The sequence below is a fragment of the Mesorhizobium sp. CA12 genome (genome assembly GCF_020165255.1).
Classification (GTDB): Bacteria; Pseudomonadota; Alphaproteobacteria; order Rhizobiales; family Rhizobiaceae; genus Mesorhizobium.
Map to the genome: position 1 here is coordinate 1 of NZ_JAIUHT010000021.1, position 22,177 is coordinate 22,177.

At 62.5% G+C, this 22,177-nt stretch carries 26 protein-coding genes; 14 read left to right on the forward strand and 12 right to left on the reverse strand.

Features of this window, described 5'->3' with window-relative positions; all coding sequences use genetic code 11:
• Window positions 1–326 precede the first annotated feature (326 nt).
• Both LB520_RS25780 and LB520_RS25785 read left to right on the forward strand, forming a co-directional pair.
• Window positions 327–749: a DOPA 4,5-dioxygenase family protein gene (locus LB520_RS25780; RefSeq protein WP_224639830.1), complete on the forward strand. Its 423-nt coding sequence runs from the start codon at window positions 327–329 to the stop codon at window positions 747–749.
• A gap of 53 nt (window positions 750–802) precedes the next feature.
• Entirely contained in the window at window positions 803–1,945 is a 1,143-nt protein-coding gene (locus tag LB520_RS25785) for a helix-turn-helix domain-containing protein (protein WP_224639831.1), read from the forward strand.
• A gap of 28 nt (window positions 1,946–1,973) precedes the next feature.
• On the opposite strand, the gene LB520_RS25790 is transcribed toward LB520_RS25785, so the two are convergent.
• Window positions 1,974–2,249 carry a DUF6894 family protein gene (locus LB520_RS25790; protein WP_224639832.1) on the reverse strand — a complete coding sequence of 92 codons (276 nt, stop codon included), beginning with the start codon at window positions 2,247–2,249 and terminating at the stop codon, window positions 1,974–1,976.
• A 128-nt stretch (window positions 2,250–2,377) separates the two neighbouring features.
• Between LB520_RS25790 and LB520_RS25795 the strand changes: the two genes are divergently transcribed.
• A complete protein-coding gene (locus LB520_RS25795) occupies window positions 2,378–2,470 on the forward strand; it encodes a putative RiPP precursor (RefSeq protein ID WP_140845373.1) in 93 nt (30 codons plus the stop codon).
• A gap of 143 nt (window positions 2,471–2,613) precedes the next feature.
• The gene (locus LB520_RS25800; protein ID WP_224639833.1) at window positions 2,614–2,817 is read left to right on the forward strand and encodes a KTSC domain-containing protein; all 204 of its coding nucleotides are present in this window, start codon (window positions 2,614–2,616) and stop codon (window positions 2,815–2,817) included.
• A gap of 178 nt (window positions 2,818–2,995) precedes the next feature.
• Here LB520_RS25800 and LB520_RS25805 read toward each other — a convergent pair whose 3' ends face one another.
• The gene (locus LB520_RS25805; RefSeq protein ID WP_140845376.1) at window positions 2,996–3,181 is read right to left on the reverse strand and encodes a DUF3606 domain-containing protein; all 186 of its coding nucleotides are present in this window, start codon (window positions 3,179–3,181) and stop codon (window positions 2,996–2,998) included.
• Between the two features lie 126 nt (window positions 3,182–3,307).
• Here LB520_RS25805 and LB520_RS25810 point away from each other — a divergent pair, with 126 nt between their 5' ends.
• From LB520_RS25810 to LB520_RS25820, 3 genes are all read left to right on the forward strand, one after another.
• On the forward strand, window positions 3,308–4,177 hold the full coding sequence (locus LB520_RS25810) for an RNA ligase family protein (RefSeq protein WP_224639834.1): 870 nt from the start codon (window positions 3,308–3,310) through the stop codon (window positions 4,175–4,177).
• A 73-nt stretch (window positions 4,178–4,250) separates the two neighbouring features.
• Entirely contained in the window at window positions 4,251–5,075 is an 825-nt protein-coding gene (locus LB520_RS25815) for a Ku protein (RefSeq protein ID WP_224639835.1), read from the forward strand.
• 62 nt (window positions 5,076–5,137) lie between these two features.
• Entirely contained in the window at window positions 5,138–5,731 is a 594-nt protein-coding gene (locus LB520_RS25820; RefSeq protein WP_224639836.1) for an SOS response-associated peptidase, read from the forward strand.
• Window position 5,732: 1 nt separating this feature from the next.
• On the opposite strand, the gene LB520_RS25825 is transcribed toward LB520_RS25820, so the two are convergent.
• Window positions 5,733–5,996: a hypothetical protein gene (locus LB520_RS25825; protein ID WP_224639837.1), complete on the reverse strand. Its 264-nt coding sequence runs from the start codon at window positions 5,994–5,996 to the stop codon at window positions 5,733–5,735.
• A 13-nt stretch (window positions 5,997–6,009) separates the two neighbouring features.
• On the reverse strand, window positions 6,010–6,600 hold the full coding sequence (locus LB520_RS25830) for a hypothetical protein (protein ID WP_224639838.1): 591 nt from the start codon (window positions 6,598–6,600) through the stop codon (window positions 6,010–6,012).
• 149 nt (window positions 6,601–6,749) lie between these two features.
• Here LB520_RS25830 and LB520_RS25835 point away from each other — a divergent pair, with 149 nt between their 5' ends.
• Entirely contained in the window at window positions 6,750–7,019 is a 270-nt protein-coding gene (locus LB520_RS25835) for a hypothetical protein (RefSeq protein ID WP_224639839.1), read from the forward strand.
• A gap of 240 nt (window positions 7,020–7,259) precedes the next feature.
• On the opposite strand, the gene LB520_RS25840 is transcribed toward LB520_RS25835, so the two are convergent.
• From LB520_RS25840 to LB520_RS25865, 6 genes are all read right to left on the reverse strand, one after another.
• Window positions 7,260–7,622, reverse strand: coding sequence for a hypothetical protein (locus tag LB520_RS25840; RefSeq protein WP_224639840.1), 363 nt, complete (start codon window positions 7,620–7,622; stop codon window positions 7,260–7,262).
• A gap of 3 nt (window positions 7,623–7,625) precedes the next feature.
• A complete protein-coding gene (locus LB520_RS25845) occupies window positions 7,626–7,802 on the reverse strand; it encodes a hypothetical protein (protein ID WP_224548393.1) in 177 nt (58 codons plus the stop codon).
• 985 nt (window positions 7,803–8,787) lie between these two features.
• The gene (locus LB520_RS25850; protein ID WP_140652300.1) at window positions 8,788–9,033 is read right to left on the reverse strand and encodes a MoaD/ThiS family protein; all 246 of its coding nucleotides are present in this window, start codon (window positions 9,031–9,033) and stop codon (window positions 8,788–8,790) included.
• Window positions 9,034–9,205: 172 nt separating this feature from the next.
• A complete protein-coding gene (locus LB520_RS25855) occupies window positions 9,206–11,470 on the reverse strand; it encodes a xanthine dehydrogenase family protein molybdopterin-binding subunit (protein ID WP_224639841.1) in 2,265 nt (754 codons plus the stop codon).
• 3 nt (window positions 11,471–11,473) lie between these two features.
• Window positions 11,474–11,950: a (2Fe-2S)-binding protein gene (locus LB520_RS25860; protein ID WP_095768250.1), complete on the reverse strand. Its 477-nt coding sequence runs from the start codon at window positions 11,948–11,950 to the stop codon at window positions 11,474–11,476.
• Window positions 11,950–12,810 (reverse strand): FAD binding domain-containing protein, encoded by an 861-nt coding sequence (locus LB520_RS25865; RefSeq protein WP_224529734.1) that lies wholly within the window; start codon window positions 12,808–12,810, stop codon window positions 11,950–11,952. Before LB520_RS25865 ends, LB520_RS25860 begins: the two co-directional genes overlap by 1 nt.
• Before the next feature lie 301 nt (window positions 12,811–13,111).
• On the opposite strand from LB520_RS25865, the gene LB520_RS25870 reads away from it, so the two are divergent.
• On the forward strand, window positions 13,112–14,092 hold the full coding sequence (locus tag LB520_RS25870) for a GlxA family transcriptional regulator (protein ID WP_224639842.1): 981 nt from the start codon (window positions 13,112–13,114) through the stop codon (window positions 14,090–14,092).
• A gap of 33 nt (window positions 14,093–14,125) precedes the next feature.
• On the opposite strand, the gene LB520_RS25875 is transcribed toward LB520_RS25870, so the two are convergent.
• The gene (locus LB520_RS25875; RefSeq protein WP_224639843.1) at window positions 14,126–14,896 is read right to left on the reverse strand and encodes a hypothetical protein; all 771 of its coding nucleotides are present in this window, start codon (window positions 14,894–14,896) and stop codon (window positions 14,126–14,128) included.
• A gap of 57 nt (window positions 14,897–14,953) precedes the next feature.
• The gene (locus LB520_RS25880; RefSeq protein ID WP_224639844.1) at window positions 14,954–15,949 is read right to left on the reverse strand and encodes a hypothetical protein; all 996 of its coding nucleotides are present in this window, start codon (window positions 15,947–15,949) and stop codon (window positions 14,954–14,956) included.
• A gap of 434 nt (window positions 15,950–16,383) precedes the next feature.
• On the opposite strand from LB520_RS25880, the gene LB520_RS25885 reads away from it, so the two are divergent.
• The 5 genes from LB520_RS25885 to LB520_RS25905 all read left to right on the forward strand — a co-directional run bounded on the left by LB520_RS25885 (window position 16,384) and on the right by LB520_RS25905 (window position 22,175).
• On the forward strand, window positions 16,384–17,703 hold the full coding sequence (locus tag LB520_RS25885; protein WP_224639845.1) for an aspartate aminotransferase family protein: 1,320 nt from the start codon (window positions 16,384–16,386) through the stop codon (window positions 17,701–17,703).
• 17 nt (window positions 17,704–17,720) lie between these two features.
• Window positions 17,721–18,893, forward strand: coding sequence for an NAD(P)/FAD-dependent oxidoreductase (locus LB520_RS25890; RefSeq protein ID WP_224639846.1), 1,173 nt, complete (start codon window positions 17,721–17,723; stop codon window positions 18,891–18,893).
• Between the two features lie 210 nt (window positions 18,894–19,103).
• Window positions 19,104–19,385, forward strand: coding sequence for a hypothetical protein (locus LB520_RS25895; RefSeq protein ID WP_224639847.1), 282 nt, complete (start codon window positions 19,104–19,106; stop codon window positions 19,383–19,385).
• Window positions 19,386–19,489: 104 nt separating this feature from the next.
• Window positions 19,490–20,446, forward strand: a complete 957-nt coding sequence (locus tag LB520_RS25900) for a DMT family transporter (RefSeq protein WP_224639848.1) — start codon at window positions 19,490–19,492, stop codon at window positions 20,444–20,446.
• Between the two features lie 184 nt (window positions 20,447–20,630).
• Entirely contained in the window at window positions 20,631–22,175 is a 1,545-nt protein-coding gene (locus LB520_RS25905; protein ID WP_224639849.1) for an alpha/beta fold hydrolase, read from the forward strand.
• The last annotated feature ends 2 nt before the right edge of the window (window positions 22,176–22,177 follow it).

Sequence of the window (22,177 nt, forward strand, 5' to 3'; positions counted from 1 at the left end):
TTTCCTCTACCCCGTCGATCGGGGGAGAGGTGGCTCGGCGAAGCCGAGACGGAGTGGGGGTCGACCAGCGCTACATAAGGCAATGCATGCGCCAAGCTGCCATGCACCCTATCGCCAAAGGCCAGCCGCCTGGAAATGTGTGCATGCCGTAGCGGGGAGAGGTGGCTCGGCGCGCAGCGCCGAGACGGAGCGGGCCGGCGTCTGCGATTACGGCCAAACACGCCCACACTGAACAGTCTGTAGAGCTGCTCGCCGTTTCCATGAACCGAAGAACCGCCTAGAGTTCCGCACGACAGATTGGAACCATCGGGGAGGGGAGCATCGCGATGAACGAAGCCAGGCCGCACGATCCGAGACCGCTTTCGGAAATCGCCAGCTATCACGCCCACATCTATTACGGCGATGAGGCGCAGCGCCGGCACGCCGAATGGCTGCGCCAGCGCATCGGCGAGCGTTTTCGTGTGCGCCTCGGCAACTGGCGCGACGAGCCGGTGGGCCCGCACGAGCAGGCCATGTACCAGGTCTCCTTCGCCACCGAGATCTTCGCCACGCTCGTCCCCTGGCTGATGCTGAACCATGGCGGCCTGAGCATCCTCATCCACCCCAACACTACCAACCCCAAGCGCGACCACCTGGTCGACCCGATCTGGATCGGCCGCGCGCTGGGGGTGCATGGGGAAGTGCTCGGCGAGGAGGACGAGGCGGAAGAGGCGCTGGAGGTGAATACCGAGCCGACGCTGGGGGTGTGAGGGGCACTCCGCAGGCTCGCTGCCACGATGCCCAACGATCACAGGGAAATCAAATGCTGACCGACACGTTGCTGGAGGAGTTGCGGTGCAGAGGCGAGGGATCTGACTTAGACTACAAGGCCGAGCGCTATCCGTTTGCTAAAGCCAGCGACCAAGAGAAATCGGAGATTCTAAAGGACATTCTTGCGCTGGCCAACGCGCACCGGGACGGAACTGCCTACATACTGATTGGATTCAAAGAGAATCCGCCCCATCCTGCGGAATTGGTTGGAATTTCCCCGGACGGAACTATCGATGACTCCCGTCTTCAAGAGTTCGTAAACGGAAAATTGGAGAGCAAGCTGAACTTTCGTTACGAGGAAAGATTATTCGATGGCCAGCAGATCGCGGTGATCTCCATACCGAAACAGCAGCGGCCCTTCTACCTCAAGAAAGACTACGGGAAGCTCATCAAGGATGTAGTTTACGTGCGCCGGGGGAGCTCCACCGGGGTCGCTTCACCTCGAGAAGTCGCGCTGATGGGAGCAGCCAACACGGCGCGGGGCGAGGCGCGGGTTTTGCTGTCGTTCGAAGCCCCAGATAATCAGCCCCTGTCGCACAGCTTCGATAGAGAATTCTTGGTTTTTCCGAAAAAATTGCCCGATTTCGCCGAAAATCGAAATGAAATGTTCAGCTTCCCAACACTTCCTTCGAACAAAAACTACTGGAGAGATGGTGCTTACTACTACTCAAGCTGGAGGCGAGTGATACAGGTTAGATTACTGTTGGCTAACAAATCTGAATTTTCCATCGGAGATGCGCATCTCGAAGTGACTTGTCATTGCCCGGAAGGAGAGTCCGTGTCGCTGCTGCGATCTGACTGCATGCCCGAAGTACCGGACACCTCCTACTTAGCCCACGTTAGGCCGGAGCGTGCCAACCAGTTCATGTTTGTCGATGACCGAGGCTGTGAGCCAGTGGCTCATATAATTATGGGAACGATAAGGCCAGGCCAAACGGTTCGGGCTGAAGAGGACTTGGCAATCTTGCCCTCTGCCCCGGGGCGCTATCTTCTTCAAGTTCGCATCTTGGCCAATGAAATCCCCATTCCACTACTGATAGAACACGAGCTTGAGGTGGTCGGTCCGGTGGCGAAAGTTGGTCCATCCGACTTCTTTGCATTGATGAACGCGCTCTCAGACGAGAGCGAGGACTAGCGCTCTCAGATATTTCTGAGATTCCGCCCTAGCCTCGCTCAGACGCCCTGCGCGGAATGTACAGAGCGTCCCCTGAAGGGACTTTCGCCGCGAATTGAAGCGTGAACAGAAGATGATTCTGGCCGTCTGTCACGTTCATGATCCAAGGCGTCATACGCTCCCAGAAGGACTGCTTGCTCTCGTTTATCATCTCGCCGGCTGCGCGCACGGCTTCTTGCCGCGCGGCATCCAAATCCGGGAGATCGACGCCTTCGTTGTCTGGGATGAATGTGCCGTTGTCGACGTGGAAGTAAAAGACGGGCATGCTGCTGTGGCCTGTTGAACAGGAGCAAAACTCACCGAGAACGACTTTGTTTCGTTATCTTGACAACCGGTGATAGCACAGGCCAATTTCGCGCATTGAGGTATCATCCGCCCAGGGGGGAGTTTCCCATGAAGAAAACCTACGAGAAACCGGTCTTGAAGAGGCGGGAAAATCTGAGCGCCATCACGGCCGTTCCGCCATCATCGATTTTGGTCGACTGACCGAGATCGAAATGGTGAGGTAAACCCAATTTCGCCTTCGATAGCCTGTCGGCTTCGGCCGGCGGGCTTTTTCATTGGCGCCTCTCTTCTGAAACAAAAGCCGCTGCCGCTCGTTTGCGAATCGCAGAGCCGGGCAGTGCGCCATGCCATCCACATCGATCAGGAAAACAGAATATGATCCGGCCAGCCGAGTTCTGTCGGTCTGGTTTGTAACCAGCGGTAAACGCTACGAGTTTGAAGATGTGCCGCCGGAGACTTACGCGGCGTTCCGATCTGCATTTGTCAAAGGCCGCTTTTTCAACGACCACATTCGCAATCACTTCCGCTATCGCCGCATATCCGACTAGCTGTCTAGCTCAAGCGGCTCATGCTCGTCCTCGAACTGGTGCCATATAACCTGGCGAACGTCTTTGAGATCGACGATTTGGCGGCAGGTTTCGCAACGATAGAAATCTGAATCCTCCCTGGCGTCCGGCGGGCAGTGCACCGTCACCCCTTTCGGAGGCCCGAGATCGGATAGCCGCGTCATCCTCGAAGCTTCCTTGCCTCGCGCTCCAACGTCTTTCTGTCGTTGCCGTGTTCTTTGATGAGATCCAAAACCTGCTCGGGGCTGATCCGGTGCTGCTTAGCGAAATAGCGCACCTCATAGTCCTCGTCAGCTGAAACTCGGTCGCGATCGCGAAAATCCCGTTTGGTTGTGTCGTCTGCCATCTTTGCATCTCCTGGCCTGTCATTGTGAACAATCGCGGCAAAGGAATGTTCCCATTAGCAAGCGCTAATGGAACTGAAACGATCCTACGCTATTGAATTGAACTTGAGTGATGCGTTGGGCTTGTCATGCGTAAACCGGTCCGGCTGTCTTTTATCCGTCCGATGGAGCCGGAACTGGTCGAGCAGGCGCCAAAGGGTGACGACTGGAGCCATGAAGTAAAATTCGACGGCTACAGAACGCAGCTCGTCAAGGACGACGAAGGCATCCGGCTTTTCACAAAGTCAGGCATCGACTGGACCGCCAAATACAAGCCGATCGCCAAGGAAGCCGAGGGCCTGAAAGCTGACAGCTTCATCATCGAGGGCGAGATGATCGTCACGAATGAAGCCGGCCTGGCGGACTTTCGTGCGCTCCGATCGGCCATCACCAGGCGCCCGCAAGACCTGTATCTCGTCGCCTTCGACCTCTTGCACCTCAACGGCCATGATCTGAGGGACATGGCGCTGAAGGACCGGAGGGAAATCCTAAAGGCACTCATCCCAGCCGGCGGCCATATCCAGTTCTCCGAAGCGCTGCCTGGCACTGGCGATGCCGCCTACCATTTGGCTTGCGAGGCGAACCTGGAGGGCATTGTCTCGAAGCGCCTCGATAGCGTCTACCGCTCGGGTTCGACCATGCAGTGGCGCAAGATCAAATGCTTCGACGAGAAGGTGATGGAGATCATTGGCGTGCAGCGCGAGCGCGGCAAGCCGGCCATGGTGCTGATGGCCGACAAGGGCTGCTACGTGGGCGGCGCCTTCGTAACCTTCAAGGCGGACAAGCGGCAGCGCCTGTGGGACCAGGTGCAGGGGAGGGTCGGCGCCCCGCCGCCCAAGGGCCTGAAAAAGGAAAAGGCTGAATGGCTCAAGCCGGGTCTATCGGGCAGAGTGCGGTTTCTGAAGGGCGAAGAGCAGCTTCGCCACGCGATGCTTAAGGATTTCTGGGAGGAGGAGTGATGTCCAGCGCGGAACCATTGTGGCGAGGCCAAGTTTCCCCCGTCAGAATGTTCCAACGATCATGGTTGATTAAATGGCGGCACCGCGCGCGGTATGGAACGGCTTCCTCAAGGTCGGATCGGTGACTTGTGGCGTGAAGCTGGTCGGCGCCACCACCGAAACCGGGAAGGTCCATTTCAAGATCCTGAACCGCAAAGACGGACTTCCCGTCAAGAGCGCCTATGTCGACGAAGGGACCGGCGAGGTGGTTCCCGCGGAAGACCAGATCAAAGGCTACGAGGCGGATAAGGGCGAGTTCCTCGAAATAGAGCCGGACGAGATCAAGAAGCTCAAGCTCACCTCGCACCATACGCTGGAGGTCGACGGCTTCGTTGCGATCGACGATATCGACACACGATATCTTGAAAAGCCTTATTACGTCATTCCGGCCGACGGTGCCGCTGCCGAGTCATTCAATGTGCTTCGCGAAGCCATGGCCAAGAAGCGGGTAGCCGCTCGATCCTGCGTTGTTCTTTACCAGCGGGGCCGAGAAGTCGTGATCCAACCCTTTGGCAAGGGAATGCTGCTGACCGAACTGCGCACGCATAACGAGATGATTTCGGAAGAGAGCGTCTTTGAGGATCTGAATAGCCCCAAATTCGACAATGACCTTCTGGAGATCGCCGGGCTGCTGATCGACAAGAAAGTCACGAAGTTCGACCCGTCGAAGTTCGAGGACACGTATGAGGATGCGCTGATCGCCATGATCGATGCCAAGCGCAAGGGCAAGAAGCCGCCCAAGCCGACCCCGCCGCCCAAGGAAAACGTGGTCGATCTGGCGACCGTCCTGAAAAAGAGCCTGGCCAAGGAAGGCATAAAGGACCGGCCAAAGGCAAAGCCGGCACGAAAATCAGCGTAGCGGCCGCATCTCTCACGGTGATAAACGGGCAGAGCCGCCCATTTTCTTGGTCAGGGGACAGCATGTGCAACGACTATGAGCAGCATGTCGCCTGGGCAGAATACTGCCGAATGATGGCTTCGCTGGCGTTGAAGATTCCAGCTCATCAGACTGAACTCGATCTTCCCCAAGCTGACGATATCCGCATCAACGATCCGGCGCCAATCATGCGCGCTATCGGCGACGAGGTTGAACTTGCGTCGATGACTTTCGGTTTCCCGCCCGCCGGCCCGAAAGCAGGGCCGGTGTTCAACTTCCGCTCCGAAGGCCGCCGTTTCGCTGACAGCAAACGCTGCCTCGTGCCGGCGTCGGCGTTTTTCGAGTTCACGGGCACGAAATATCCAAAAGCCAAACACCGCTTCATTCTGAACGGCGCTTCATTCCTGGCCATTGCCGGACTCTGGCGTGAGGCGGCTGGCAACAAGCCCCCCACCTTCACTATGCTCACGACCGATCCCGGGCCTGATGTCGCGCCGTATCACAACAGGCAGGTCGTTGTTCTTCAGCCTGAGAATTGGAGCGCTTGGCTCGATCTGTCGAAACCGGAGAGCGAGTTGTTACGACCGTTGCCGGCAGGGTCGCTTTCGGTCGAGACCGTGCGACCGGAACGTTCGTGATCTATTCTATGTCGGGCACATCGCCACTCGCGAACAGGGTGTTCGGTGGGCCATAGTCCCCGAGCGCCGGATCGGCATCCCGGCTCCATGCAATGACCCCAACGTGCTTGCTAGCCAATGCACTTGCTATTCGGATCGCGCGCTCTTCGCTTTGCTGATCGGTCGGGCCGTACACAGGGAATAGCTCGCCGTCATCGCCGCGGTCGAATGCGACAACGACAATGAGCTTCGGTTTTTTCTGCTCTGGAAGGACGTGGGTCGACATTCGACGGCCTTTCTCAGTTCAGGGGTGCTGATCCCGCTTCGAGCGCATCTATCGCGTCGAGCACCGCTTGGCGCTTTGGCTCGATAGGCTCTTCTGGGTGGAACCGTGCGAGTGACAGCGAAGAATAGGCGACCGTTACAGCGCTGACGAGTTGCTGCGCTTTCGAACTATCCGGAACCTTAGCTGTAGCGGCGAGCGCCAGAAAAAATACCCGATTGTCAATGGTGTCCCCTTGGCCATCCTCCTCTTGGACGATCTCGCGCATTCGCGCCAGCGCGGTCGCGCGGTCAGCTAGTTCAGTTTCGGGATCGCGCAGCAACTGCAGGCCGTGAACCTGCATGCGTTTCTCGTCCGACCAACCCTCGCAACACGCTTCAATGGCGGCATTGCTTGCCGCCCACCAAACCTCCGCCGCAGCATACTCATCTTCCGAGGGCTCTTGGTCCGGCGGAAAGCCCATATCGTCCCATCGCTCGATAGCGAACGAGCCGCTGGCTGCGTCTTCTGCTGTCATGCCGGCGCGGTCGAGCACTGCCGTTGCCGCGGCGATGCCGCGCTGTTTTTCTTCAGGGGTGGCGCCCCTGGCGTCCATCATAATGTCCACGACCGGCCTCCGTGTGGCTGTCAGGCTCATAGTGAACAAAATGAGAACATAAGAGTCAATAGGCTCTTGACCAGAGAGGAATATGTTCCTCATTTCAGAGGATGCCGGAACAACCCGAAAAGTGGCCGCGAGGTCAGGCTTGGACGCTGATGCATGCCCACGAGGCAGGGCAGATCGCCCGCATTTCCTGTGGCCACTGCCACATCACACGCCACTACAAGCCGATCGAGTTGCGCGAGGTCGTCGGCAACGTCACCATCGACCAGGTGCGAGGAAAAATACGTTGTCAGGCCTGCGGCAAGCGCGAGTGGATGTCGGCCGAACTCTTCCATGCCTACGGGCAGGAGCTTGTGACCATCCGTTTTCGGCGCCTGAAGGAAATACGATGGGAAAAGCGTGTCATTTGGCGCGACGAATAGCGGCTAAGGGCTGCATTGGCAGCAGCAACGTAACAGGGTCTTGGCCTCGATATCGTGCCTGGCCTTGCCCCGGCGAGGCGCCCAGCGCGTTCCAGCGGGTGATGTCGGCAAGCTAGGGCCGACCCTTCCGGCCCTCAACCCTCGTCCGGCACCACAAACGAAAGCGCGATCAGGTCGTCGACGTCGATGCCGCCATGGCCATTGTCCAGCACGTCCGCGACCTTTTGAAAGGCCAGCATGTCATCCATGCTGAGCTTGGCTTCCCTCAGCCTGTCTTGCAAGCCCGCCACCTTGGTTTCCAGGATCCTGGAAGTCTCGATCATGCTTGCCTCCGTTGTTGTCCAACGCCGCGTTCCACACGCTCAGCATCAGGCACGTGAACACGATCGGCCCGATGAAAAGGCCGATCGCCACGGCCGCCGCAATGCCCATCCGCTCCGCTTTCGCGGTGACCTTTGCAAGACCGTCATCGACCGGGACGAGGATGGAAAGATCGCGGTGATGGAGCGCGCTGTTGTCGTTTACGGCCGTCGGGGGCATCTCCCACCGCTCTCGGAAAGGAAGCTGCTGCTCGCCAAAAGGTTCGCGGGCACTCATGCGCATAGGTCACACCCCCGAAAACGCCGCCTTGCCGTGGCGTTCGAAGAGCGCCAGCTTGGCCGAATAGCCAAGCCTGAGCTTGGTCTTGCAGGCATCGCACCGGAAGGTGCTCACCGACTTGAACCATGAACCGTTCCTGATGATCGGCCGGCGGCAATTCGGGCATTCATAGCGAAGACTCACGTCCCGCAGCTCCTCGGAAATCGACATTGTCCACCTCTGTCCCCAGCCCCTGTTCTTTCTTCGGATGCCCACCACCTGGGAGCAGGTGGCGGGCGATCCAGCCAGCTGACGATGAAGGGACTGATTGCTCGTCAGCGCAGCCCTAATGAGATTGCAGGGATTATGTTTCGCGCGATGGACCAATGCGCTGGCGAATGGGACCTCAGTCGGAGAGGGGGCCCATGTGTGGAACCCAACATTCTTCGGCGCCTGTCATGGGCAGGCGGGACTTCTCAGATCCATTCCAAACCATAGGAACATTAGCGCGCCCTAAGGGTTCTCTCAGCAAGGATCGCAGGTGGAACCATGGCCGAGTTGGCATTCGCTTTTGTGTACTATTCGGGGCTGACCGGACCCGACATGCTGGGTGCGGTCGTGTCTTTGACCGCGGGGCTTCTTCTCTACAACGTCGTGCGGGAAGACCGGCCAAACCGATAACCAGCCCGATAATCATGAGCGGCCCGGCTCGAAAGCAGGTGGTGTCCGCGAGCCTGACCGGCGGGGGAACGGACTGGAGACAGGGCGCCTGCCGAACGAAGGACGCTTGGAGCAGCCGCCGCCGGGAACATTAGAGCATGCTAATTATTAATCCTCCATAGGAGGATGTGCCATGCACAGCATTATCTATCTCATCGGCCTCGTCGTTGTCATTCTCGCCATCTTGAGCTTTTTCGGGCTTAGACGGTAAGCGCCACCCAAAGCGGCCGGCACGGTCGCCAGACATGCCGGTTCAATTCGACAGTGCCAATATCATGGCGCCAGCCAAGGAAACCCGCGGATGGAGGTGGCTGCGGATATCTTCGCCTATGTCTGGGACGCCTGCGTGCTGCTGCAGTTCTGTCGATGCATTCTTCGCCGCCCGTTGCCGAAATCAAACAGCAGCGGGAACTGCGTGAGCGGCTCGACAGCCAACGGTAGGCGTTGTGACGGCCAGCCGCCGGTTCAATCACCCCCCAGCCAGCCGCGGCAGCAGAAAAATCTCCGCCCCCTCCGGCAATTCCTTGCTCCACGTATCCCGATAAATCACCCCGTCGATCGCCACCGCGATCCCGCGGTCGATCCAGGGCTCGATCCCGGGATACTGTTCCGCCAGCTTGCGGAACAGTTCCCTGATGTCCTTGGCCTCGATCTCGTGCTTGGCCTTGCCGCCGGCGACGGCGCTGAGCGAGCCCCAAAGCGTGACGGCGACCATCAGCGCCTCAAGGTGCGTCGATATTCAGGTGAGGCCGGCCTGCGAATGACGGCTTCCTGCGCTTCCGGTGCTCACGTACGTCAAGTACGCTCCGCTCCGGTTCTCGGAAGCCATCATTCTCGGCTCGGCCTGACCTGAATCTCAACACACCTTGCCCTAGCTTGGATACCTCTCAGCCTTCCCGCTCCGCCTCCAGCGCCGCCAGGATGCGTGGCGGAGACATCGGGATGTGGGTCATGCGCACGCCGACCGCGTTCGACACCGCGTTGGCGATTGCCGCCAGCGGCGGCACGATCGAGGTTTCGCCCACGCCGCGCACGCCGTAGGGGTGGTTGGGGTTGGGGATTTCCAGGATCTGCGTATCGATCATCGGCAGGTCGGAGCAGACCGGGATGCGGTAGTCGAGGAAGCCGGCGTTCTGTAGCCGCCCGTCCTTGCCGTAGATATACTCCTCGTTGAGCGCCCAGCCGATGCCTTGCGCGGCGCCGCCCTGGTACTGGCCCTCGACATAGGTCGGGTGCACCGCCTTCCCGGCGTCCTGCACCACCGTGTAGCGGATCACCCTGGTCGAGCCCGTCTCGGGGTCGACCTCGACGTCGCAGATATGGGTGGCGAAGGAGACGCCGGCGCCGTCGGCGACGAGCTCGCTATGGCCGGCGATCGGGCCGCCGGTCTTGCCGGAAGCGGCCGCGATGTCCTTCAGCGACAGCGGCGAGAGGTTGCCGTATTTCTCGCCCTTGGCGATGGCGTGGCCCTTTTCCCAGGTCACGTCCTCCACCGGGATGTCCCACATCTGCGCGGCGCGATCCTTGAGAATCTTGATCGCGTTGCGCGCGGCCGAGATCGTCGCCATCGAGGAGGAGAAGGTGCCGCGGCTGCCGTCAGTCATGTCGTTGTAGCCGAGGGAAGACGTGTCGGCGACGACGGCCTTGACCTGAGAATAGTCGATGCCGAGCTCCTCCGCCGCCACCAGCGACAGCGAGGCGCGGGACCCGCCCACATCCACCGTGCCCACGGCCAGCGAGACCGTGCCGTCCATGCCGATGTTGAGGTCGGTGCAGGTCTGGCCGCCGAAGTTGAACCAGAAGCCGCAAGCCATGCCGCGCCCCTGATTGGCCTTCAGCGGCGCCTTCATGTGCGGATGGCTCTTCACCGCCTCCAGCGTCGGCCCGATGCCGATCGGTCCGTAGACCGGGCCGTAGGACGAGCGCGTGCCTTCCTGCGCGGCGTTCTTGATGCGGAACTCCACCGCATCCATGCCGAGTTCCTTGGCGAGCTCGTCCACCGCGCTTTCCACAGCAAAGGCGGCCATCGGCGCGGAGGGCGCGCGATAGGCCGCGGTCTTCGGCCGGTTGACCAGCACTTCGTAGCCGACCGTCTTGACGTTCTCGAGCTTGTAGCAGGCGAAGGCCGTCATGGCGCCGATCTCGGCCCAGGAGCCGGCATAGGGGCCGCAGCTATAGCGCAGCGTCGCTTCCGCTGCGGTGATGGTGCCGTCCTTCTTGGCGCCGATCTTGACGTCGATCGAGGTGGCGCTGGTCGGGCCCGAGGCGCGAAAAACCTCGTCGCGGGTCATCACCAGTTTTATAGGACGGCCGGCCTTGCGCGACAGCGCCAGCGCCACCGGCTCGGCCCAGACATGGGTCTTGCCGCCGAAACCGCCGCCGATCTCCGACGAGGTGACGCGCAGCTTCGAGGCTTCGAGCCCAAGCAACTGGGCGCAATGCTGGCGATAGACGAAATGGCCCTGCGTGCAGACCCACAGATCCGCCGTGCCGTCCGGGTTGACGCTTGCAACGCAGGCATGCGGCTCGATATAGCCCTGATGCGTCTGCTCGGTCTTGAACGAGCGCTCGACGATGAAATCGGCCTCGGCGAAACCCTTGTGGACATCGCCATGGCCGAACTGGGTGCGCTTGGTGACGTTGGAGGGCTTGGCCGGCTTTTCCTCCAGGCCCTCGGTATAGACCTGGTCGTTGATCAGCGGTGCGTGATGCTGGGCCGCTTCGTCGACATCGGTGACATGCGGCAGCACCTCATAGTCGACCTCGATCAGCTTCAGCGCCTGGCGGGCGGTGCGGGCGTCGATCGCCGCCACCGCGGCCACCGCATGGCCGTCATAGAGGGCCTTCTTGCGCGCCATGCAGTTGTCGAGGATGTCGTACATGGCGGCATCGCCATCGGTGAGGTCGGGCAGGTCCTTGGCCGTGATCACCGCCTTCACGCCGGCGAGCTTTTCCGCCTTCGACGTATCGATGCTTTTGATCACCGCATGCGCGTGCGGGCTGCGCAGCACGCGGCCAACCAGCTGGCCAGCCATGTTGAAGTCGGCGCCGTAGCGGGCGCGTCCCGTCACCTTGTCGACGCCGTCGGGGCGGACCGGTCGCGTGCCGACCGAGGAGAAATTGCGTCCGGAGTAGCGCGGATCGAAGTTCATGGATTACGCTCCCTTCATCACGTTTGCCGCATCCTGGACGGCGCGCACGATCTTATCATAGCCGGTGCAGCGGCAGAGATTGCCGGCCAGCCCGAAGCGGATTTCCTCCTCGGTGGGCGAGGGGTTCTTCTCCAGCAGGTCCTTGGCCGCGATCAGGAAGCCCGGCGTGCAGATGCCGCATTGCAAGGCCGCGTGCTCCAAAAACTTTTGCTGCAGCGGATGCAGCTGGTCGCCATGCGCCATGCCTTCGATGGTCTCGACCTTGCGGCCCTCGGCTTCCGCGCCCAGCACCAGGCAGGAGCAGACCAGCCTGCCGTCGACGATGACGCTGCAGGCGCCGCAGTCGCCGGTGCCGCAGCCTTCCTTGGCGCCGGTGAGCCCCAGCCGGTCGCGCAGCACATCCAGCAGCGTCTCGTCGGGCTGGCACAGATACTCGACGGCGTCGCCGTTGATCGTGGTTGATACAGCTATACCGGCCATTATTTGCCTCCCGCACGCTTGTAGGCGGTCGTTGCGGCTCTCTGTGCCAGCACGCCCGCGACTTTCCGTCTGAATTCGATGGTGCCGCGCTTGTCGTCGATCGGGCGGCAGGCGCCGGCGCAGATCTTCGCCAGCCGCTCCAGCGTCTCTTCGTCGAGCTTCGAGCCGACCAGCACTTGCCCGGCTTCCTCGACCAGAAGCACCGTGGGTGCGGCGGCGCCGAGCGCCACGCGGGCGGTCTTGATCGCGCCCTTCTCGTCCAGCGTCAGGTTCACGCCGGCGCTCACCACCGCGATGTCCATCTCGGTGCGCGGAATGAAACGCAGATAGGCGTCGCCCGCATGCTCAGGCCGCTTGTCGAGCAGGATAGCTTCGATCATCTCGCCCTTGGCCAGAGACGTGCGGCCGGGTCCGGTCGGCACGGCTTCCACGGCAATCGTGCGCTTGCCCGAAGGCCCGGCGACGACTGCTTGTGCCGCTGCCGCGACCAGCGCCGGCACGCTGTCGGCGGCGGGCGAGGCATTGCACAGATTGCCGGTGATGGTGCAGCGGCCCTGCACCTGCTTGGAGCCGATCAGGTTGGCCGCCTCGACCACGCCGGGCCACGCCTTGCGGAGCGCCTTGTTCTCGCCCAGCACCGCGCAGGGCACCGCGGCGCCGATCCGAAAGCCGTCGGCTGTCTCGGCAATGTCGGCCAGGCCGCCGATCGCCTTGATGTCGACGATCAGCTCGGGCTCGATGAAGCCGCCCTTCATCCTCACCAAAAGATCGCTGCCCCCGGCCAGGATCGCGGCCGGGCCTACTGCCTTGGCGAGCTCGCCAACGGCATCTTCGATTGAAAGCGGACGTATGTAACGCATCGTCTCCCCTTGGTGGTCATAATCGGATCGCCCGTTATAAAGCGTCTGGTTATAATGGCCATCCCGTTCGTGCATGTCCGGGTTGGGCCAGAGCCCTGTTCCAGATGCGCCCAGAGGGCGGGCCAGGGCAGGACGCGCGACAGAGCCGGATGCGGCAAATCGCCCAGGCGGAGCCATTCATGCGATTAACGCCCCGCGCGTCGCCTATTGCCTGCGTGGCGGCGTTGGCGAAGCAGCGCCGACCGTGCGGAATGGTCGAAGATGGCTTTGAGAGAATGCAGGGGCGTCGACTCGCAAAAACATGGCCAAGAAATTCGCATTTCTTTTGGTGCGCGATTTCACCTTGTCGCCGCTGTCGCTGTTTATCGACACGCTCAGGCTGGCCGGCGACGAGGGCGACCGCAGCCGCAGGATCGAGTTCGACTGGGAGATCGTCGGCGAGCGCGGCCTGCCGATCCGCGCCAGCTGCGGCGTCGAATTGCTGCCGACGCGGGCGATGGGCAATCCGGAGGATTTCGACAATGTCGTGGTGGTCGGCGGCCTGCTCGACACCAGCCGCAAGCTGAGTTCCGAAAAGGAGGCGTTCCTGTTGCGCGCTGCGCAGAAGGGCGTGCCGCTCACCGCGCTCTGCACGGGCAGCTTCGTGCTGGCGCGCTACGGCCTGCTCGACGGCTACAGCGCCGCGGTCAGTTGGTTCCACATCAAGGATTTTCGCGCCGAGTTCCCCGATGTGAACGCGCATGCCGACAGCCTCTATTCCGTCGACCGCGGCCGCGCCACTTGCGCCGGCGGCACGGGCGCGGCCGACCTTGCCGGCTATTTCGTCTCGCAATTCATCGGCCGGAAGGCGGCGGAGAAGGCGGCCAAGATCCTGGTGCTCGACCGCATCCGCTCCAGCCGCGACGTGCAGCCGGTCGGCGATCTTTTTCCAGCGGCCGCGAGCCGCGCGGTGAAACGGGCGCTGCTCCTGATGGAAAGCAATCTTCAGGAGCCGATCCCGATCGCCGAGATCGCCACCAGGCAGAACTGCTCGCGCCGCCAGCTCGAGCGCCTGTTCGGCGCCGAGCTCGGCATCGGCCCGATGGCCGCCTATCTTGCGCTGCGGGTGCATTACGCCAGGTCGCTGCTGGAAGGCAGCGACCTCGCGATCGGCGAGATCGCCTATCGCTGCGGCTTTGCCAATGCCGGCCATTTCAGCCGCGTCTTTCGCCAGCAGGCCGGCATCACGCCGACCCATCTCAGGCACCCGAATCGGGTTTTGGCGAATGACGTTGCCAAGTAGCGGTCCCTGTGAACGACCTCGGCAAACTGGTTTCTATGTCACAGCGATGACCTTCCCCGTCGCACTAAGGCGACACAGGACCTTCGCTTGTCGCACTTGGATGCCGCCTGGAAGCGTATAGTTTATTCGCACCTCGATCGGCGCCGCCAGACCGGCTTTGCGTTGGCGCATCGGACCGGCGCTGACCGCGTATACGCGCACAGCACCAAGCGGCGTCGTGACCGACATGATCGCCGCGCGGCAAGCGCTCACGACTTTGGGCGGCGTGCCTGGCTTCGCTTTCAGCGATACAAGGGGCGCAAAAGGATAGCCCGCTCTAAACCGGCCGAACTCCCCGCCACGTGCGCTGGAGGGTTTGAGGATGGATGGCAGGCTGATCGCGGTTGTCGCACTTCTGGCGGAGAAAACGGTGGGATTGTCGGGGGGCGCGGTGTCCCCGGTGCCTGACGTTGCGGTGCCGGCATCCGTCGACACGCCGGCGCTTGCGCTGCCTGCAGCGTCACCCGTCGAAACGCTGGCGCCAATCGACCCGGTACCAGCATTCGCGGACGCGCCAAGGCTCGCCCCTCCTGCGCCTGCCGACGCGCCAAGGCTGACGCCGCCTGAGCTCACCGACGCGCCAACGCTTGCGCCGCCCACGCCGCCGACATTTGCCCCCAAGCCAGCGGAGACACCTTGTGATCCGGCGCCCAGTCCAGCGCCGACGCCAATGCCGCCGACCTTGCCGCCACCGCCGACATCAAGGGCGGCCGCCGGCCCGGTAGCGGCTGCGATCATCAAAGCGACCGCCACGTATTTGCCCATTTCAGGACCCCTCCTGGGCATGCGTTCGTGCCAATCCAAATGTACTGCTGACCATCATCATCGAGGCGGGGTCGGAAGCAACGCGTCGGGGAGAGTGATCGTCGTCGCCACCAGAACCCGTTTCGGTGATCTTGGGATCTTCGCTCTGTTCTTATCCTGCAAGCCTGTTCGGCGGACAGCTTGGCCATTCTGGCTGGCAAGTGGAACCGCGGCGGAACGCGTCCCGGGTGCACGCTCCGTCTGCGCTGTGTGGCGCGCACTTTGCGCCTTGACGAGGTCGAGCGCCTTTCGCGCAGCGGTGAGAGCGACGGACATGTCGGTCAGCTTTTGCCGCTCCTGCTCCAGCGCTGCACTCAAGTCGGCAGACGCCTGCTTCGCGGCGTCTCTTTCCCGACGGGCGTCATCGGCATCGCTTGCGGCCGAAACCGCGCGCGTGTGTTCCAGATCCAATGCCTGGTTGACATGCTTTGCGGCAGTAACCGCCAGCTGGAGGTCCTTTAGGGCGGTGGCCCGCTCGGCCGCAGCCAGATTTGCGCGTTTCTGATCGGCCTCGCCGGCCTGGCGAGCCATGGCGAGTTGGTGCTCGAATTGTTCGACCTTATGGCGCTCTTCGGCAACCGATTGATTTGCCTCGGCCAGGGATACTTCCACAGCGTTGCGTGCTTCGTTTGCAGAAATCAACTGTGCCTTCAAGTCTTTGATGACGCGCTGCGCCGCTTCCAGATCGAGTTTGAGGGTTCCGTTGCTTTGGTTCGCCTCTCTCAGGGCCTTTGTCTGCTCTGCGGAGGTGCTGGCCAACAGCCTTGCCTGGGCGCTTGCTGTGCGCTCGGCATCCTGACTCAGGCCCAGTTGCGCTTTTGTCGACGCCAGTTCGCCTCGCGCTGCCGCGATCTGTTGCTGGATTTCGGCGCTGTTGTCTGGGGGAGATACCGCCGCCAAAAGGAGGATGCATCCGGGAATGGCGCTCCACCTCCAGTGGCGCATGCTGAAGCGAACCCACGCCGGGCGCGGGTCGTCTTCGAACTCCTCGTAAGATCCATGTATGGACGTCACTGGCCACGGTCCTCTGTCTGCCGGTATTCTTCGCGATGCTCAAGAAACACGTCATAGCGGCTGTGCGCAAAATTAAGATTTTCGGTCTTGGCGGTTCGCTCCGTGTTGAACTCCATCTACAGATTGGACAACTTGTATTTTGCGCAGTTGACGGGCTGCTTATACCAGGTACGCCTTTAGGGGCAGGATGCATCATCCAAATGGACTAGATGTCATGACTGATCGTCTCGGAGCAGAACTTCTCGGTGGCGGGCTGATCAATGTCGGGCAGTCTAAGCGCGCGGTTGCTGCCGCGCAAAATGATGAGGGTCCGCGATGGCCCTGGTCGGGTCGCATGACCGGTCTGGCCGATTGCGCCGGCGCGCAAACGAGCCGTAGCTTCGTGACGAGCGGCGCGCCGCTGTTTCAACAGTCGAATTCGCCTTCGGAACGCCATGCCGCATTATCCCGACGCCATGCCTGGATCGAAAACCCTGTTCGAGCGCGCCAGGAAGGTGATGCCGGGCGGCAATACGCGCACCACGGTTTTCGTCGATCCGTTTCCGATCTACGCCGCGCGCGGCGAGGGGTGCAGGGTCTGGGACGTCGACGGCAATGCCTATTACGATTGCATCAACAATTTCACCGCGATGATCCATGGCTACGCGCATCCCGATGTCACCGCGGCCGTCGTCGAGCAGCTGCCCTTCGGCACCGCTTTCGGCGCCCCGACGCTGAGCGAGATCGAGCTTGCCGAGCTGCTGGTCGAGCGGCTGCCCTCCGTCGACCAGATCCGCTTCACCAACTCCGGCACCGAGGGTGTGATGATGGCGATCAAGGCTGCGCGCGCCTTCACTGCGCGGCCGAAGATCGTCAAGATCGAAGGCGCCTATCACGGATCCTACGATTTCGCCGAAGTCAGCCTGGACTCCTCACCGGCGAACTGGGGCGACCTGCCCAGGTCGACGCCCTATGCAAAGGGCACGCCGCGCGGCGTGCTGGACGACGTTATTGCCGTGCCCTTCAACGACACCGAGGCGCTGCGCGCCGTCTTAGCCGCCGAGGGCGACAGCATCGCGGCCGTGCTGATCGACCCGATGCCCAACCGTGCCGGCCTCATACCGGCGCGTCGTGACTATCTTCAGGCCATGGTCGAGACCGCCCATGCGGCGGGCGCGCTGGTGATCTTCGACGAGGTCATCTCGTTTCGGCTGGGCTGGTCTGGCGCGCAAGGGCTGTGGGGCATCGAGCCCGACCTGACGGCGCTGGGCAAGCTCATCGGCGGCGGCTTCCCGGTGGGCGCCGTGGGTGGGCGCGCCGATATCATGGCGGTGTTCGATCCGACCGCAGGCAAGCCCGCGCTGCCGCATGGCGGCACCTTCACGGCCAATCCGGTGACCATGCGCGCCGGCCTTGCCTCGATGCGGGCGCTGACGAAAGAAAGCTTTGCCCATCTTGATCGGCTTGGCGCATCGTTGCGCGAAGGGATTACCGCCTCATTCGAAAAGCATGGGCTTGCCGGCCAATGCGTCGGCCTCGGCTCGCTGTTCAAGGTTCATTTCACGTCGCATCCCGTCACGGATTACCGCTCGATCTACCCAGGGCCGGTCGAGCGCAGGAAGTTCGACACCTTCCACAAGGGTTTGCTTGGCCGCGGCGTCCTGTCCGCCAGCTACGGCCTGTTCGCGCTGTCGACGCCGATGACCGAGGAAGATGCCGGCGCCATTCTTCAAGCGATCGACGAGACCTTGGGCGACGTCGCCGCGCAGTCGTGAAAGCAGGCGGACCACAGATGACAGCTTCTCCTCATGTCGTGGTGATCGGCGCCGGCACGCTGGGCATGTGCACGGCGCTCAACCTCGTCGAGCAGGGTGCGCGCGTGACCGTGCTCGAAGCGCACTCGATTGCCTCGGGGTCGAGCGGCCGGTCCGTCGGCGTCGTCGGATCGCAATTCACCGACCCGTTCGAGATCATGCTGCGCGTCCATTCGCTGCGCCGGTTCCGCGAATGGGAAGGCGAGGGGCTTCGGTTCAACCATATCGGCTATCTGCGGCTGGCGCGTACGACCAGTCAGATGGAGCTCTTCGCGAGATCGGTCGAAATCCAGGCCGAGGCGGGGCTGAGGTCGCGTCTCGTCCGCGCGAACGAGCTCAGGGATCTAGTTCCGCACATCAATCCTGACGGGCTCGAAGGCGGATTGTTCGGGCCCGACAACGGTTTTCTCGATCCACATGAGATGTGCAATTTCCTTGCGGGCATCGTCCGCGCCAAGGGCGGCGAAATCCGTCAGTACCGCAAGCTGGTCGGGGTGCAACGGCGCCCGGGCGGCTACACGCTGGAAACCGATGGCGGCCCGGTCGATCGCGAGCGACGACTGATCGATTGCGATGTCGTGGTCAATGCGGGCGGCGCCTGGGCGCCGCAGGTCGCCGCGCTTTTCGGCCAGCGCCTCCACATCTGGCCCGAGCGCCACGAGGCCGTCGTCATCCATCTTGACGAGCCGCTCGGCTACACGATGCCGATGGTGATGGACCTCGTGAACGGCGAAGGCAGCGGGCTCAACTTCCGCCACGAAAAACCAGGCGAGCTGATCGCCGAAATCCACAAAGTGAATTCGATCGCGCCGGAGGACCCCGACAATTACAACGACCAGTGCGAGGAGCAGTCGAAGGTCGATCTGGCCGAGCTGCTTTTGGAACGCGTGCCCGACCTGCCGGGCGCGCGACTCGGCCGGGGGTGGGCGGGCCTTTATCCCGTCACCGCCGACCATCGCCCCTTCGTCGGACCATTCGATGCCTCGGAGCCGACGCTGATCACCGCTGCCGGCGCCGGCGGCTATGGCATCCAGCTCGCCCCTGTGATCGGCCAGATCGCGGCCGACTGGGTGCTTCACGGTGCGCCGGTTTCGGTGCCCGGTTCGCAGAGCCTGGCGCCGTCGGCCGAGCGCAACGTCCTCGGTCACTGACCGATGCATCAAGCTGGCCCCTGACGCGTAAGATGCGAGCGTTCCCGTTAACCATCGATTAACTATCCGGTCGCCTTTAATAGGGTTCTGGAGGATACTGATTTCGGCCGCCAGCGATGATCTCGCGACTGCCGAAAATTAGAAAAGAGCGGCGGATACCGTCGCCGTCTGCCGGGAGGCGCCCAGCATCTTAGATGAGGGAGCGCCGGAATGAATATCGAGGAAGCGGTCACTGCAGCGACGGCGGGGTCGAGCGCGCTCCTGTCCTGTCTTGGCCAGCAGGTCGTGGCCTATCACGTCACGGCCATCATGCGCGAAACCGACGCAAGACATGCGCGGCAGATGCAGCTCGTCTTGCTGCGGCGGAGCATCGAGGCCCTTGTCGAGGACGGCCTCGAGGACGTCGAGGCCAAACGCTTCGCATCGCAGTTCCATGGGCGCGTCGGCTCGGCCTGGGATCTTCTGCATTTGGCCGGCGACACGTCGCATTGATCCCTGCCGCGTGCGCTTTTGCCGGGCCGACTATGTAACACTCCCGTCATGAGGTAGACTGTCGGCTGCGACTGGGCTGACCTTCATGGAGTGAGGGACATGCGATGCAGGCGATACCGATAGCGCATCCGGCGGAAGCGCCGGTCGCTCGAGCGATACCGTCGCTGGCTGGTTATCCCGCCGCTGCCTTGTGCTGGTTGCTTTCGGCCGGCGTCTATATCGCGGCCAAATGGGTGGCGCCGGAAATGCCGCCCTGGGGGCTATGCTTCTGGCGGCTGGCGCTCGCCTGCCTCATTCTTTTGCCGATCGTGCACCGCCATCACGGCGCGATGTTGGCGCTGCTCAAATCGCGGCCGCTGGAGATCGTCGCCGTCGGCGCCATCGGCCTGACGCTCTGCCAAGGGATGATCTACCATGGTCTGAACGACACCGACGCCACCACGGCCGGCATCATCATGGCGATGTCGCCGATCATGACCATGGTGCTGGCGCGTCTCGTGCTGGGCGAGCCGCTCGGGCTCTGGAAGTCGCTCGGCGCGGTTGCAGCACTTGCCGGCATGCTGGTGATCGTCGCGCATGGCAAGCTGGACGCGCTGGTGCAACTGCGCTTCAACATCGGCGAATTGTGGATCGTCGGCAGCGCCTTCTGCTGGGCGCTCTATACGGTGCTGCTGCGCCGCTCGAAATTCGGCCTCGAGCTCCTGCCGCTGGTGGTCCTTCTGCTTGGCGCCGGCGCGCTGGTGGCGCTGCCGTTCCACCTTTGGGAAATCTTCAACGACGAGCGCTCCGCCTTGAATGCCGACGGCATTCTCGCGCTTGCCTATCTGGCGGGTCCCGGCGGCGCGCTGATGTACTATCTCTATAACCAAAGCGTGGAGACCCTCGGCGCCAGCCGGGCAAGCATGTTGCTCTATCTGCAGACCCTGTTCGTCGCCGTGCTCGCCTACCTGCTGCTCGGCGAGAGCCTGCACGATTACGATCTGCTCGGCGCGGCCTTCATCGTGGTCGGGGTCGTGCTGGCGACGGCGACCAAGTCGAGGCCGGTTCCGGCAAAGGCGTGAACGAGCGGCCACGTGCCTTGATCGACATATGCGGCTGCCCGAGCCGCCAAGTCGATGTGGTTCCTCGGGCGGTCAGCCGTCCAGACCAAGCTTTCCTAAATTAGCCAATTTTGCTATTGGCTGCCCCTTCGCAGCGTCGGCCAAGGCCGAAGGGGATCATGGCGATCGACAAGCGCGTGGACGCATGAACGGCGGTCAGCACATGCTGGAACTGCGCGTGCTTGGCGATTTTCAGGTCACGCGCGACGGCGAGCCGCTTCACCTGCCGCCATCGCGCAAGACGCGGGCGCTGCTCGCCTACCTCGCCGTCACCGCCAGGCAGCACCAGCGCGAGCGGCTGTGCGAGATATTTTGGGACATCCCGGACGATCCGCGCGGCGCCTTGCGCTGGAGCCTGTCGAAGATCCGCCAGGTGCTGGGCGCAGACGAATCCGTTCTTGCCGCCGATCGCAATGCTGTCGCGCTCAACATCGAAACGGACTATGCGCGGCTGGCGCCGCTGGTGAAGGCCGATCTTTCATCACGCTCGACCGAGGAGCTCGAAGCGGTCCTGGCCTCGATCCGAGGCGGCTTTCTCGCCGACCTCTCGCTCGAACGCTGCTTCGACTATGAAGCCTGGCGGCAGGCCATCGCCAGCGAGGTCGAGATCGTCGAGCTTGGCATCCTGCGCGAACTGGTCGAGCGCCTGGGGAATGAGCCGCGACGCGCGCTGCCGTTCGCCCGGCGCCTGCGCCGCCTGGCGCCCGACGACGCCAGTATCGCCGCCGAGATCGAGGCGCTGGAGGACAAGGTCCGGTCGGCCGCCGCTCAAGCCACGGGACGCGCGCCGCAGTCCGCTCCCCTCGTGCCGCCGTCGAAGCCTGCCGCGTCGCCGCAGGATCCCGGCCGTGCCGTGCAGTTCTGCCGGGCTCTCGACGGCACCAGGCTCGCCCATGCCAGCACCGGCAGTGGCCCGGCGATCCTGCGCGCCGCGCACTGGATGTCGCATCTCACCTTCGACTGGGACAGCCCGATCTGGCGGCATTGGATGCGGGAACTGTCGCGCCAGAACCGCCTTGTGCGCTATGACGAGCGCTGCAATGGCCTGTCGCAAAGGCACGTCGTCGACATCTCGTTCGAAACCATGGTGTCGGATCTCGAATGCGTAGTCGACGCAACCGGGCTCGACCGCTTCACCTTGCTCGGCCTGTCGCAGAGCTGCGCGGTTTCGATCGCCTATGCCATCCGCCACCCCGAGAGAGTGTCGGGCATGATCCTCTACGGCGGCTACGTCAAAGGCTGGCGGGCGCGCGGCGACGCGGGCGAGATCGCGACGCGCGAGGCCGTGGCGACACTGATGCGCGAGAGCTGGGGCAAGCCGAACCCGATGTTTCGCCAGGCCTTCTGCTCCATGTTCATTCCCGGCGCCACGCACGAGCATTTCGCCTGGATGGACGATTTGATGCTGCGCACCGTCTCGCCCGACGATGCCTGGCGTCTTCAGAACGCCTTTTCGGTGATCGATGTCAGCGACTTGCTGGAAAAGGTGCGTGTGCCAACTTTGGTGCTGCACGCGCGCGACGACAACGTGGCGCCGGTGGAGTCGGGCCGCACCATGGCGGCCGGCATTCCCGGCGCGCGCTTCATCGAGCTCGATAGCCAGAACCACATCCTCCTCGAAGGCGAGCCCGCCTTCGAGGAGTTCATCGACCACGTCCGCGCCTTCATCGCCGAGACGACGGGCGGATAACC